Source organism: Mesorhizobium sp. B3-1-9, from assembly GCF_006439595.1.
Classification (GTDB): Bacteria; Pseudomonadota; Alphaproteobacteria; order Rhizobiales; family Rhizobiaceae; genus Mesorhizobium.
Window position 1 is genome coordinate 433,719 of sequence record NZ_VFTJ01000003.1, and the last position, 12,611, is coordinate 446,329.

Here is a 12,611-nt window from a genome sequence, read left to right on the forward strand (position 1 = left end):
TTTCGTTCCACATCGGGCGCTATGAACGGCAAGATGCGGGAATGGTTTCGGAATTGGCGGTGGGCCTTGGCCGCATCGCTATTCCTGCATGCCCTGATTGCAGCGTTCTTGTTCCTTGGCTTGCCGAGACCCGACCAACAGCCGGATCAGCAGGAACAGCCGGTCAATGTCGCGATCGTGCCGCCGCCCGATCAGCCCAAGCCGAAGCCCGCTCCAAAGCCGCCGCAGCCGACGCCTGAAAAGAAGGCTGAAAAGCCGCCTGAGCAGGCCGTGCAAAAGCCGCCGCCTCCGCAGCCGCCGAAGCCGCAGGACATTCCGGTTCTGAAGCGCGTTTTCCAGTATGGCGAGAAGGATACCGGCCCAGAGAAATCTCTGAACGGAGGCAGCGCTCCAGCCAACGCGCCGTCGCCAGCCCAAAATGAACCAGCGAAGCCGCCGGTCGCACCGAAGCCAGCGCCCGACCAGCCAGCCGCTGCAACGCCCGAGCAGCAGGTCAGCAAGCTCCAAGAGAAGCCGGCAACCGCCCCGCCGGACGAAAAACCCGCGCAAAGCGAGGAGAAGCAGGCGACCGAGGACACTGACAAGCAGCAGCCGGACAAGGCGTCGCAACCCGCCGAGAACCAGGCGGCCGAAGCGCCAAAGCCGTTGACGGCCGAAGCCGGCGACAAGCCCGCACCTCCATCGTCAACCGAAAAGGCAAAGCCTAAACCTTCCAAGGCGATGAAGTTCAAATCGGCAAGAGCCTTGAGAGCGCCAAGCGGGAACCCAGGCAGGTCAAACCCCGCCGACACCGAGGTTGCGGGATCGCCGATCTATTCCGGCCTGCCGGGCGTCAGAAAGCTCTACTCGCCGGGTGCGACCGGCAACGCGCTGGCCACAAGCTCGATGGAGAGCGTGCCGCGCGATCAGCGCGTTGCCAATCTTTGCGCCAATGTTCTGAACCAGGAATTGCAAAGTGCCGATTACTCGCCCAAATGGCTGCCGACTATTCCCCTGAAGCAGGGCAATGTTCTTAACCCTACGCAGGCTGCCTTCAGCACGACAACGCAATGGTACGATCTGAGCTTCCGCTGCGAGGTCGACGCCGATGCAACGAGGGTCCTGTCCTTCAACTTCCGTGTGGGGGGACTGGTCCCGCCCGGTGAGTGGACCCGGCGTCGTTTCCCCAGTCTCCGCTAGAGCATGATCTCGAAAAGTGGGAACCGGTTTCCGGAGACGATCATGCCCCAACAAAGAGTTAGATCAGGCCGGAACACCAAGCCCCGCCAATTGCCGGCCGACTTCGCGCCAGTCGGCGCAGACGAAATCGGCGCCGGCAGCCTTCAGCCGCGCACCGTGCTCGGGATAAGTGTGCCCGCCGCCGGTATAGCCGATCGCGATCATGCCGGCCGCGACCGCGCCCTGGACGCCGAGCGGCGAATCTTCGACGACGATGCAGTCGGCCGGCTTCGCCCCCATTTTCTCGGCGGCATAGAGGAAGATGTCGGGCGCCGGCTTGCCGTTCTTCACCATCGAGGAGGAAAAGATCGCTTCGCCGAAGAAGCGTGACAGCCCGGTCACCGACAGGCTGTGGTTGATGCGTTCGACCGAGGACGACGAGGCGACGCAGCGGTCTCCGGCAAGTGCGCTCAGGAATGGCGCGATGCCCGGCGTCGGCTTCAGCTCCTCGGAAAAGAGCAGCTTGGTCTCGGTCCAGATATCGCCGTCGGCGGCGGGCGGAAACTGATGGCCGGTCAGTTCCTTGATTTTGACGATGATGTCGGACTGCTTCATGCCGATGCATTGGGCGATGATGCCGCCATGGACGCCGGGCATGCCGTGTTTCTCGTAGACGCGCTCACAGGCTTTGGCGGCCAGCGGCTCGCTGTCGACGAGAACGCCGTCGCAATCGAAAATCATCAGTCTAGGTTGCGCCACGCGCTTCTCCCGGCTCCTGTGCCAATGCGCACATCGCTATCGATAAAAAGTCAGATGTTCAATAGTCGGGCGGCTAACGTCCCCAACGCTTCAAAGCTGGCGCAGCGCCTCGCTGACCGGCGTGGATCCAAGCGCGCGCTGCATGGCCTGGCGCGACTGCGCGCGGTCGGGTGTGATCCAGTTGGGCTCGGCGCCGAGGAAGCGGTCGAGAAAGGCCACGGCATAGGCGGGCATTTCCGTTGCGTTCTCGCGATAAGACCACCAGGTTCGCAGGTCGTCGGCGCATTTGTCGATGCTGGGCGCCGTGCCGAACTCCTGCTCGTGCACGGCCAGGATCGCCGATACGCAGTAGTTGGTATAGAGGAAGCCTTCCGGCCAGAAGCGCACGATTTCCGCCGTGCCGGCATTGGCCTCGCTCTCGATCATGTCGGTGAGGCCGGAAATCTCCCGCGCCGGCGCCTGCCGGATCAGCTCGCGCAGCACAAGCCCGGCGGCGAAGACGATGAAGTCCGCGCGGTCGACGGCAGCGAATCGCTTCTGCGCTTCCATGACTTCGATCCAGTCGAGGAAAGCGCGCGTCAACTTGGCCTCGTCGATCTCGAAGCGCACGCCGAACGTTTCGGACACCACTTTCGCGCTGCTGCGGAAGGTAGCGCGGAACCAGCGCAGCTGCCGGAGCCGGTGGCGAAGGTCCGGCATAAGCGCGAGTTCGTGCCTGAAAGGCAGGTCCATGTCTCACTTCCCGTTTGACGGCAGGCTAGCACAGGCCTTGCCGATGCCGAAATCGGTCAGCCGCCTGTGGAGCGTTATGACGGCTAATATAATACATGTTGACATCCGAGGAAACAAATGTTCTCACTTTCGGGTCATCTCACCTCCGTCCAATATGCGTCGGAGGAACGAGAGTCGGGAGGAGTACCGAATGGCGATCTGGCAGTGGGCACTGCTTCTGCTGTTTGTTGTCTGGGCGCTGCAATCGCTGGGCGTCTGGCTGCAGATGCGGCATTATTCGGACGTCTTCAAAGGCGTGACCGGAGAGTTCAAGGACGGCTTCGTCGGCGCTGGCAATTTCCGCGGCCGGCTTGCCAAGGGCACCATCGCGCTGGTCGTCGTGACGCCGGATCTGATCGTGCGCCGCATGATGGTCATGAGCGGCCGCTCGGTGCTGACCAAGTTCAAGCGACATGAAGAATTCGAGGGCGTCCCCCTCGATCGACTCCGGTCCAACCCTGCGATCATGGGGGAGGGGGAACCCGGTGTGGCCGAGGCCGTGAAACGGGCGATCGAGCAGATCGACCGCGCGCGGTCGGAGCCGGGGAAGAAGCCGGGCCTGTCCGGCTTGAACGTAGCAAGGGCATAAACGGACGCCGGCAGCCGGCTGGGAATGACCGGCAGGGGTCATAAGGAGGAGAAATGTCTGTAATTTCGTTATTGGCGCAGCATGCCGACCTGGCGGTGCATAACCTGCATGTCGCAGGCACCATGGTCTCGGATGCTGCCTGGCACGGCAAGCTCGGCGTCGAGCATGCCACCGATCATCTTGTTGTCCTGGCGCAGGCGACGACCGACAACGCGCCGGTCACCGCCGATCAGCTGAAGGAACAGCTGAAGAACGTGCAGCAGGAAGAGCAGCTCGGCTGGCTGACCGCGATCGGCAAGTATTTCATCGGCATCTTCCAGAAGGGCGGCGAAGTGTTCGCCGGCTTCGTCACCGGCATCATCCCGACGCTGGTGGTGCTGATGACCGCCTTCTACGCCGTCACCGAACTGGTCGGCGAAGAGCGCGTTCACGGCCTGGCGCGCGGCGCCGGCCGCATTGCGCTGACCCGTTATACGGTGCTGCCGGTCCTGTCGGTGTTCTTCCTCACCAACCCGATGGCTTACACCTTCGGTTCTTTCCTGGAAGAAAAGCACAAGCCCGCCTTCTACGACGCGGCCGTGTCCTACGTGCATCCGCCGCTCGGCCTGTTCCCGCATATCAACCCCGGCGAATATTTCGTCTGGGGCGGCATGCTGGTCGCGCTGCTCGACCTCGAGAAGCGGGGCGTCATCGCCAACGGCTACCATGTCAAGGTGGCCATCTGGTACGCCATCGTCGGCCTCGTCGTCATCCTGCTCAAGGGCATGCTGACCGAGCGCATCACGGCCATCATGGCACGCCGCCAGGGCGTCGAGCTCTAAGGGCGGGAGGACACCATGGCCAAGACATACAAGGCGGTAAAGATCTCGAAGGGGTCCACCGGCTGGGGCGGTCCGCTGGTCATCGAGCCGACCGAACAGCGCAGCAAGGTCGTGTCGGTAACCGGTGGCGGCATTCATCCGGTGGCGCAGCTTATCGCTGATATGACCGGCGCCGAGGCGGTCGACGGCTTCAAGGCGCCGCCGATCGAAAGCGAGATGGCGGTCGTCGTCGTCGACTGCGGCGGCACCGCGCGCTGCGGCGTCTATCCGCGCAAGCGTATCCCGACCGTCAATCTGACGCCGGTCGGCCAGGCGGGTCCGCTCGCCCAGTTCATCACGGAAGACATCTACGTTTCGGGCGTGAAGCCGGCCAATGTCACAATGGCGGACGGATCCGAAGCGGTCACCACTGCGGGGGGAGCAGCATCGATGAGTTCAAGCAACAACACTGCATCCAGGGCGGCCGAGCCGCTGCCGAGCGAGGGCGGGCTTATCGGCCTGATCAGCTCGATCGGCCGCGTCATGGGCCGCGTCGTCGGCATCTTCTTCAATTCCGGCCGCCGCACCATCGATCAGGTCATCCGCAACGTGCTGCCCTTCATGGCCTTCGTGACCATGCTGATCGGCCTGATCCTCTATACCGGCATCGGTGACGTGCTGGCGCAGCCGATGGGTCCGCTGGCCAACAACATCGTCGGCCTGCTGGTCATCTCGGCCATCTGCGGCCTGCCGTTCCTGTCGCCCATCCTGGGCCCGGGCGCGGTCATCGCGCAGGTGATCGGCGTCGCCATCATCGGGCCGCAGATCGCCAACGGCACCATCTCGCCCGCAATGGCGCTGCCGGCCCTGTTTGCCTACAACACCCAGGTGGGCTGCGATTTCGTTCCCGTCGGTCTGGCGCTCGGTGAGGCCAAGCCGAAGACGATCGAAATCGGCGTGCCGGCGGTGCTCATCAGCCGCCAGATCATGGGCCCGGTCTCCGTGCTGATCGCATGGGTCGTGTCCCTGATCGTGTTCTAAGTCGTCAACAGTATCGAGGTTCGCCATATGTCGGTTCTTCTCAAGACACGGGTCACTGCTATCGGACCCGAAGTGGCGGACCTCGCCGAAGGCGGCGTGGTCATCCTGTTCGCGGATGGCTCGCCTCCGGAACTGGCCGAGGTTTCCGTGCTTCATCTGGCAGAGCAGGGACCCAGTGACGACGCACCGCAAAAAGGCGCGTCGATCACGCTCGGACCGGTTTCGGCTGTGATAACGGCGGTTGGCTCCACCGCGTGGAGCAAGGTCCGCGAGATGGGTCACGTCGTCATCTCCTTCAACGGAGCGACCGAGGCTGAAAGGCCGGGCGAAGTCTGCGCATCCGAGGTCGATACCGGAGCGCTCGTGGCGGCGCTTACGCCGGGCGCTGTCATCACCATCGCCGCCTGATAATATCCGCGCTGTCTGTCGACGGCGCCACAAACCTAGAGTTATTGCCATGGAACGCTCGACCATCGTCAGAGTGCACGAAGGTTTGCACGCCCGTCCCGCCACGCGGTTCGTGAAACTCGCCAAGGGTTTCGAATCCGATGTCGAACTGGTCAAGGACGGCAAGGCGGTCAGCGCCAAGAGCTCGGTCAAGCTGATGCTGCTGGCGGTCAAGGAAAACCAGGAAGTCACCGTGCGCGCCAACGGCGCCGACGCGATCGAGGCTATCGAGGCGCTGATAGGCTATCTGGAGAACCCGCGCGCTGGCCTCGACGACGAGGGCGAGGCTGCCGAAGCTGGCTCCGAAGCCACAGCCGCCTTGTCCGTTCCGCAAGCCACGCCGCCGACTGCCGCGTCGCCGGATGGAGCACCAAAACTCCAGGGTATCGCCGCCAGCGAAGGCGTGGCCATCGGGCCGGCCTTTGCCCATTTCCCGCCGGAAATCGAGGGGCCGGGCAGGCGACTGCAGGCCGATGAGATCGACAGTGAGCTCGAGCGCTTCCACGGCGCTGTCGCCAGCGTCCAGGCGCGCATGGACCGCACGCTTGCGGAGAACAATCTCTCCGCCGGCGACCGTGGCATCGTCGCGGCGCTGCGCGACATAGCCGCCGACGACAGCCTGACCGGCGAGGTCGAAAGGCTGATCCGGGGCGGTGACGACGCGGTCTCGGCGGTCATTGCGGCCGCGGCCACCATCGCCGCCGATTTCAGCGCGGTCGACGACCACTATCTCAACGCCCGGGCCGACGACGTCCATGCCGTCGGCCGGCAGATCTGCCTGGTGCTGCTCGGCCAGGACGAAGTCAGCCTGGAGACGATACCGCAGGGCGCGATCCTCATTGCCGACGACATCGGCGCCTGGGATCTGGCGCGCGCGCCGCTGAAGCGCATCGGCGGCGTGATCTGCGGCCATGGCGGCGCCACCTCGCACATCGCCATCATCGCCCGCTCGCACGGCATTCCGGCCGTGCTGGGTCTGGGGGATAAGATCAATGAGTTGCGTGCGGCCAAGGAGGTCGCCATCGACGGCAATGCGGGGCACGTTCTCGTCGACCCCGACGAGGCCACGCGTACTGATTTCAACAGGCGCGTCGAGGCGGCGGCGCAGGAGCGCGCGGGCCTCAAGGTGTTCAAGGGCGTGACCCCGAAGCGCGCCGACGGCACCGTGATCGAGGTCGCGGCCAATATCGGCTCGCTGGAGGAGATCGAGGCGGCGCAGGAAGCCGGCGCCATGGGCGTCGGGCTGTTCCGCACCGAGCTGCTGTTCATGCGCCACATGCATCTGCCGTCGGAGGACATGCAGGCCGAGACCTACAGCGCCTTGGCCAAGGCGTTTGCGCCGCATTCGGTCATCGTGCGCACGCTCGACATCGGCGGCGACAAGCCGATCGCCGGCATCGAGTTTCCGGACGAGGAAAATCCCTTCCTCGGCTGGCGCGGCATCCGCATGTGCCTGGACCGTCCCGACATCTTCAAGAAGCAGCTCCGGGCGCTGCTGCGTGCCGCCGTCCACGGCAACATCAAGGTGATGCTGCCGATGGTTTCGGAAATCGCCGAAGTGACGCGCACCCGCGCGCTGGTCGATGAATGCGCGGCGGAATTGAAGGCCGAAGGCGTGCCGCATGCAAGCTTCGATCTCGGCGTGATGATCGAGACGCCCGCCGCCGTGCTGATCGCGCCGGCGCTGGCAAGGGAAGTGGCGTTCTTCTCGATCGGCACCAATGACCTCACCCAGTACATCATGGCCGCCGACCGCCTCAATCCGACGGTCGCCAAGCTCAATGACGTCACCAATCCGGCGGTGATGTCGGCGATCGAGCTGACGGCCAGGGCGGGTGTCGCCGCCGGCATCATGGTGGGCATGTGCGGCGAGGCCGCCGGTCGTCCGGACTTGATCCCGGCCTTCGTCGGGATGGGCCTGACCGAACTCAGCATGAGCCCGGCCTCGATCCAGCGCGCCAAGAAGACGATCGCGGCCATGGTGGCCGAGCGATAGCGGATCCTCGCGGCGGGTTACGTCAGATGCGCGAGCAGCGTGGCGAGAACCGGTGTCAGTTCCTGGACGGCATTGGCATGGGCGCAGGCCTGCCAGATGCGATCCTCCCGCACTTCGGCCGCCAGCACCGCGATCTCGAGAATGTCGGGCTCGGGCGTGCCGTCGGCCTTGGTCGCCAGTCCGCAGGCAAGCACCACCGGCGCAAGGCATCTGATGTCGAGAGATCGGTCGCCGGCTATCGCCGGGCCTGTCCCGATCTCGCCAGGCTGAACAGGACGGTGGTTGAGGCATTCGACGAGGAGAGCCGCGCAGGCCGCCGCGACCTCATCCGTGGATGCCGCGTCGCCCGTCGCGGCAGCCAGAAGATCGGCGTGGCGCTTGCGCATCGCTGCGTGCACGGCGGAAAAGCCCGCCTCGTGAACGCGCGGATTGTCGATGCCGTAGCCGGCGAGAACCGCGCGGGTCAGATAATACATGTCACGCCTGAACTGGCGTTCGCCGCCGATCTGCCGGTCTTCGTCGCCTTGCGGGAAATAGGTCCGCAGGCTTTTGACGGTCGTGCCGTCGACCTTGAGCGGCCGGGAATGCGGAACGAAGGATTCGGCGATCGTCAGCGCCTCGTCGACGGCCCTCGCGGCATGGCCAAGCAGGCTGCGGCCCGGGAAGGGCGGCAAATTGCCGGCGATGTCGTGCGAGGTATCGCCGGCGCTGTCGTGGCGGTTCTGGCGGATCGCGTCGCGCAGTTCCCGAAGCCGGTCCTTCAGGTTGGCGCGGACGTCTTCGGAAATTTGTCGCAGCATCGCCAATTGCCTCGAAACGCTGAAGCCGGTCAGGGCTTGGGGCGCCAGTCGCCCTCTCTAGATTGTTCGTCTCGATTGGTAGATCAATAGGCAATATTTAACCAGCATGCAGAATCGGCGAGGCAGCATCATCGCCGGGCTTGGAGGGGAAATTGGGCAGGCGGCGGCAGGGCGAATCCGAAAACGGCAGGGCGGCGGCTGAGGCATCCGAGCAGGTCGTCAGCGAAAGCCGGACCGACCGCCTCAGGATCCGCGCCGCCTGGATGTATTTTGTCGAGCAGATGACGCAAAACGAGATTGCCGACGTGCTCGGCGTCGGCCGCGTCACCATCGTGCGCATGCTGGCGGAGGCGAGGGCGCGCAACGAGGTGAAGATCACCATCGAGAGCGAGCTTTTGGAGATCGTGCGGCTGGAGCGGGCGCTGGAGAAGACCTTTGGGCTGCAGCAGGCGCTGGTCGCGCCGCTCACGGATCCCAACGCCGATCCAATCCCGGCAATCGCCGCCAAGACCGGCATGTTCCTGTCCGATGCGATGAAATCCGGCATGCGGGTCGGCGTCGGCTGGGGCGTGACGCTATTCCATACCTTGCCCTTCATCAGCGCCAAATCGCTGACCGATTTCAGCGTGATTTCGCTGCTTGGCGGCGTCGGCGTCGCGCGCCGGGTCAATCCGGCCGAGTTCGCCTGGCGCTTTGCACAAATCTTCCAGGGCGACGGTTATCTGATGCCGACGCCGGCCGTCGTCGACAGCGTCGAGACCAAGATCGCGCTGGTCGAGCGTTGCGGCCTGCAGGAGATTTTCGAGATGGCCGATGCGCTCGACGCCGTTCTGTTGAGCGTCGGCGGCATCGCTTCGGCCACCACCTTCTCGCGCGGCGGCTTCCTCAAGGAAGCGGACCGCGAGGCCCTGCTGGCGCGGGGCGCCGTCGGCGACCTTCTGTTCCATTTCTACGACCGCAATGGCGATCTGGTCGACCATCCGGTCAACAGCCATGTGATGTCGGTGGATGTCGATCGCCTGCGTAAGGCGCCGATCCGCATCCTCACCTCAGGCGGCGCCGAGAAGACCGAGGCGCTGCTCGGTGCCATGAACCTGATTGCGCCGACCATCCTGATCACCGACGAAGAAAGCGCGCGCCGCATGCTGGCCGCGCATACATAAACTCGCCTGGCACATTCGTGCCGTCTTCGTGGGGGATTTCAAGGATTTAAATGGTCGGAGTGGCCGGATTCGAACCGACGACCCCTTGACCCCCAGTCAAGTGCGCTACCGGGCTGCGCTACACTCCGGACCGGGTGGCGATGTATCGTGATAACCCGGTGCGGGTCAACCGAATTCGGTGCCTATCGCGCAGGTGAAATTGCAAGCAGGGATGCAGGCCTTCCCAGCCGCAATTCCCGCTGATGCCGGTACTCCAGCGCGATCGCGCCCCAGATCAAGCCCAACAGCAGGTAGAGATGGCGCCAGTGGTCGATGTCGATGAAGGTGCCGAGGCCGATATTGCCGAGATAGGCGACATAGGCGCAAAGCAGATAGGGCTGCCACGGCCGGTCGCGCAAAAGGATGCGGAAGCCGGCCCCGATCGTCCATAGCGTGAGCGCCAGGAACGAGACGAAACCAAGCCAGCCATAATCCATCAGCGCCTTCAGCCAGATGTCGTGCGTGTCCTCGCCATAGATCGTGCCGAAGACCAGCGGGCCGATGCCGAACGGGTGCTCCATCGCCAGCTGGAAGCCGATCGAATAGCGGGCAAAGCGGCCAAGCCGCGCCGAGTCGTAGCTCTGCTCGAGTTGCGCGCGCTGGGTGAACATGTCAGACACGCCGGGCAACTGCAGGATGACGATGAAGGCGATGACCAGCAGCGCCACGGCCGCGATCGTCATCACCACGACCCGCAGCCGGAACCTGCCGCTGGCGCTCTGCAGGAAGAGGCACGCGGTGAGCAGCACCGCCGACACGGCGAACATGCCCCAGGCACCGCGCGAGAAGGAGAAGAAGATGCCGGCGGTGACGATGAGCAGCGGCACCGCCAGAAGCGGCATGCGCGACACCGGGCCGGTCAGGAGCAGGTAGAGCAGGTAGGTGCCGGGCAGCACTAGGAACGGCCCGAACACGTTCGGATCCTGGAAGGCGCCGGCCGCTCGGTCGTATTTGGTGAACATCTCCGCGCCGGGAAAGGCATGGAAATAGCCGGCGATGCCGAGCAGCGACGTCGCCACCGCCGAGACGACATAGGCGATGAAGATAAGCCGGTAGAGGCTGGGCTGGACCGAGGTCACCGAGGCGAAGAACACCGCGCTGAAGGCCAAAAACAGCGAGACGGCGAGATAGAGCGGCGTGTTGGCGAGGTCCGCCATCTGCGTCATGGCGATCATGCCGCCGATGTTCATCGCCACCAGCAGCACCAGCAACGGGACGATCGCACGCGAGATTCGAAGGCCGAACAGCGCCCAGACCGCGATCAGCCCTGCCATGTAGATTTCGTAGGGCGCCGGCTCGCTGATGACGAAGCCGGAGAGCAGGATGCCGACGCCGATCGCCGCCGACGCGATCAGCGAAATCAGCTTGGCGTTGACCGCCTCCGGCGACAACTTGTTGACAGCCTGCGGCTGCAACGGATGGGCGATTGCGCTCAATAGGCGTTTTCCGTGTTGAGCAGGCGGATCGGCGTCAGGAACAGGATGCGCAGGTCGAACAGCATCGACCAGTTCTCGATGTAGTAGAGGTCGTATTCGGTGCGCATGCGGATCTTTTCGTTGGTGTCCATCTCGCCGCGCCAGCCGTTGATCTGCGCCCAGCCGGTGACGCCGGGCTTGACCTTGTGGCGGGCGAAGTAGCCGTCGACCACCTCGTTGTAGAGCAAATTGTGCGACTGCGCGGCGATGGCATGCGGGCGCGGCCCGACCAGCGACAGCGAGCCGAACAGCGAATTGAAGAACTGCGGCAGTTCGTCGATCGAGGTCTTGCGGATGAAGCGGCCGACACCGGTGACGCGCGGATCGTTCTTGGTCACCGTCTGCTTGGCGGTCGGGTCGGACCGGTCGGTATACATCGAGCGGAACTTGTAGACTTCGATGATCTCGTTGTTGAAGCCGTGCCGCTTCTGCTTGAACAGCACCGGGCCCTTGCTGTCGAGCTTGATGGCGATCGCGGTGGCGAGCATTACCGGCGAAAAAAGGACGATGCCGACAAGCGAGAAGAAGATGTCGAAGGCGCGTTTGGCGACCGAATCCCAGTCGTTGATCGGCTTGTCGAAGATGTCGAGCATCGGCACCGAGCCGATATAGGAGTAGGCGCGCGGCCGGAACTGCAGCGCATTGGAATGCGCCGAGAGCCGGATGTCGACCGGCAGCACCCAGAGTTTCTTCAGAAGTTGCAAGACGCGCGATTCGGCGGTGAGCGGCAGCGATACGATCAGCATGTCGATGCGCGCGATGCGGGCGAATTCGATGAGCTCGGAGATGGTGCCGAGCTTCGGATAGCCGGCGACGATCGGCGGCGAGCGCTTGTCGTTGCGGTCGTCGAAGATGCCGCAGATGCGGATGTCGTTGTAGGGCTGCTTCTCGACCGAGCGGATCAGCTGCTCGGCCGCCTTGCCGCCGCCGACGATGAGCGCGCGGCGCTCCATGCGGCCGTCGCGCGCCCAGCGCCGGATGAGGCTGGACATCACGAGTCTCAGGCCGAAGATCAGCACGAAGCCGACCGCGAACCAGGTGCCGAACAGCAGGCGCGAATAGTCTTCCGACGCCTTGATGGCGAACGCGGTGAGCGCCATCAGCGCGAAGCTGCCGGCCCAGACCAGCAGCACGCGGCCGAAGTTGGCCAGCGGGCGCATCAAAGCCTCGATCTGGTAGCAGTCGGTCACGTCGAGCAGCACCACGGCCAGGAACGACGTCGCCGCGATCGCCAGCGGATACTGCCAGGCCAGATAGCTGAAGAAGCCGACATAGTAGAAATAGACGCAGAGCCCAGACAGGAACAGCATCGCGAACTCGACCATGCGCAGCACGCCGCTGACCATGATCGGCGACATGGTATCGCGCCGGTATTGTGAGGCGACCTGGCGCGCCACATCGTTGATGCCGCCAGGTTTTTCGCCCTCGGCGGGAGTGTCGTAGTTGCGCACCGCATCTATGGAAAAGCGGTGCGCGGGGTCGATCTCATTCATGGGAACTGTCCGCGAGCTTCGCGCAACTGCATAGCAAAAGAGAGCTAAGAAAGCCTTGAAACAACCGGTGGTTTTGGAGT

Annotated in this window: 12 protein-coding genes and 1 tRNA gene; 7 read left to right on the forward strand and 6 right to left on the reverse strand. The window is 64.1% G+C overall.

Features of this window, described 5'->3' with window-relative positions:
• The first annotated feature begins 21 nt into the window (after window positions 1-21).
• The gene (locus FJW07_RS08355) at window positions 22-1,179 is read left to right on the forward strand and encodes a DUF930 domain-containing protein (protein WP_140855687.1); all 1,158 of its coding nucleotides are present in this window, start codon (window positions 22-24) and stop codon (window positions 1,177-1,179) included.
• Between the two features lie 63 nt (window positions 1,180-1,242).
• Here FJW07_RS08355 and FJW07_RS08360 read toward each other — a convergent pair whose 3' ends face one another.
• Together FJW07_RS08360 and FJW07_RS08365 are read right to left on the reverse strand one after the other, a co-directional pair.
• The gene (locus FJW07_RS08360; RefSeq protein WP_140855689.1) at window positions 1,243-1,917 is read right to left on the reverse strand and encodes an HAD family phosphatase; all 675 of its coding nucleotides are present in this window, start codon (window positions 1,915-1,917) and stop codon (window positions 1,243-1,245) included.
• A 90-nt stretch (window positions 1,918-2,007) separates the two neighbouring features.
• Entirely contained in the window at window positions 2,008-2,649 is a 642-nt protein-coding gene (locus FJW07_RS08365) for a hypothetical protein (protein WP_140641473.1), read from the reverse strand.
• Window positions 2,650-2,839: 190 nt separating this feature from the next.
• Here FJW07_RS08365 and FJW07_RS08370 point away from each other — a divergent pair, with 190 nt between their 5' ends.
• Genes FJW07_RS08370 through ptsP form a run of 5 tightly spaced genes read left to right on the forward strand, consistent with a single transcriptional unit; the run spans window position 2,840 to window position 7,561 of the window.
• On the forward strand, window positions 2,840-3,277 hold the full coding sequence (locus tag FJW07_RS08370) for a transcriptional regulator GutM (RefSeq protein WP_140682591.1): 438 nt from the start codon (window positions 2,840-2,842) through the stop codon (window positions 3,275-3,277).
• Between the two features lie 53 nt (window positions 3,278-3,330).
• Window positions 3,331-4,098, forward strand: a complete 768-nt coding sequence (locus FJW07_RS08375) for a PTS glucitol/sorbitol transporter subunit IIC (RefSeq protein ID WP_127867858.1) — start codon at window positions 3,331-3,333, stop codon at window positions 4,096-4,098.
• A gap of 15 nt (window positions 4,099-4,113) precedes the next feature.
• Window positions 4,114-5,118, forward strand: coding sequence for a PTS glucitol/sorbitol transporter subunit IIB (locus FJW07_RS08380; protein WP_140641477.1), 1,005 nt, complete (start codon window positions 4,114-4,116; stop codon window positions 5,116-5,118).
• Between the two features lie 27 nt (window positions 5,119-5,145).
• A complete protein-coding gene (locus tag FJW07_RS08385) occupies window positions 5,146-5,526 on the forward strand; it encodes a PTS glucitol/sorbitol transporter subunit IIA (RefSeq protein WP_140658568.1) in 381 nt (126 codons plus the stop codon).
• A gap of 49 nt (window positions 5,527-5,575) precedes the next feature.
• Window positions 5,576-7,561 (forward strand): phosphoenolpyruvate--protein phosphotransferase, encoded by a 1,986-nt coding sequence (gene ptsP, locus FJW07_RS08390; RefSeq protein ID WP_140855691.1) that lies wholly within the window; start codon window positions 5,576-5,578, stop codon window positions 7,559-7,561.
• Window positions 7,562-7,578: 17 nt separating this feature from the next.
• On the opposite strand, the gene FJW07_RS08395 is transcribed toward ptsP, so the two are convergent.
• Window positions 7,579-8,361, reverse strand: coding sequence for a hypothetical protein (locus FJW07_RS08395; RefSeq protein ID WP_140855693.1), 783 nt, complete (start codon window positions 8,359-8,361; stop codon window positions 7,579-7,581).
• A 152-nt stretch (window positions 8,362-8,513) separates the two neighbouring features.
• Between FJW07_RS08395 and FJW07_RS08400 the strand changes: the two genes are divergently transcribed.
• A complete protein-coding gene (locus FJW07_RS08400; protein WP_140855695.1) occupies window positions 8,514-9,524 on the forward strand; it encodes a sugar-binding transcriptional regulator in 1,011 nt (336 codons plus the stop codon).
• Between the two features lie 51 nt (window positions 9,525-9,575).
• Here the strand turns inward: FJW07_RS08400 and FJW07_RS08405 are convergent.
• From FJW07_RS08405 to FJW07_RS08415, 3 genes are all read right to left on the reverse strand, one after another.
• Window positions 9,576-9,652 (reverse strand) — tRNA-Pro (locus FJW07_RS08405).
• Window positions 9,653-9,706: 54 nt separating this feature from the next.
• Window positions 9,707-10,999, reverse strand: a complete 1,293-nt coding sequence (locus FJW07_RS08410; protein WP_140855697.1) for an O-antigen ligase family protein — start codon at window positions 10,997-10,999, stop codon at window positions 9,707-9,709.
• Complete coding sequence (locus FJW07_RS08415) at window positions 10,996-12,531, reverse strand: undecaprenyl-phosphate glucose phosphotransferase (RefSeq protein WP_140855699.1); 1,536 nt, start codon at window positions 12,529-12,531, stop codon at window positions 10,996-10,998. Before FJW07_RS08415 ends, FJW07_RS08410 begins: the two co-directional genes overlap by 4 nt.
• Between the last annotated feature and the right edge of the window lie 80 nt (window positions 12,532-12,611).

Excerpts from the sequence above, each read along its gene's own strand:
- FJW07_RS08415 (WP_140855699.1), bottom strand. The coding sequence starts at position 12,531 with ATGAATGAGATCGACCCCGCGCACCGCTTTTCCATAGATGCGGTGCGC.
- ptsP (WP_140855691.1), top strand. The coding sequence starts at position 5,576 with ATGGAACGCTCGACCATCGTCAGAGTGCACGAAGGTTTGCACGCCCGT.
- FJW07_RS08370 (WP_140682591.1), top strand. The coding sequence starts at position 2,840 with ATGGCGATCTGGCAGTGGGCACTGCTTCTGCTGTTTGTTGTCTGGGCG.
- FJW07_RS08355 (WP_140855687.1), top strand. The coding sequence starts at position 22 with ATGAACGGCAAGATGCGGGAATGGTTTCGGAATTGGCGGTGGGCCTTG.
- FJW07_RS08375 (WP_127867858.1), top strand. The coding sequence starts at position 3,331 with ATGTCTGTAATTTCGTTATTGGCGCAGCATGCCGACCTGGCGGTGCAT.
- FJW07_RS08365 (WP_140641473.1), bottom strand. The coding sequence starts at position 2,649 with ATGGACCTGCCTTTCAGGCACGAACTCGCGCTTATGCCGGACCTTCGC.
- FJW07_RS08395 (WP_140855693.1), bottom strand. The coding sequence starts at position 8,361 with ATGCTGCGACAAATTTCCGAAGACGTCCGCGCCAACCTGAAGGACCGG.
- FJW07_RS08380 (WP_140641477.1), top strand. The coding sequence starts at position 4,114 with ATGGCCAAGACATACAAGGCGGTAAAGATCTCGAAGGGGTCCACCGGC.
- FJW07_RS08385 (WP_140658568.1), top strand. The coding sequence starts at position 5,146 with ATGTCGGTTCTTCTCAAGACACGGGTCACTGCTATCGGACCCGAAGTG.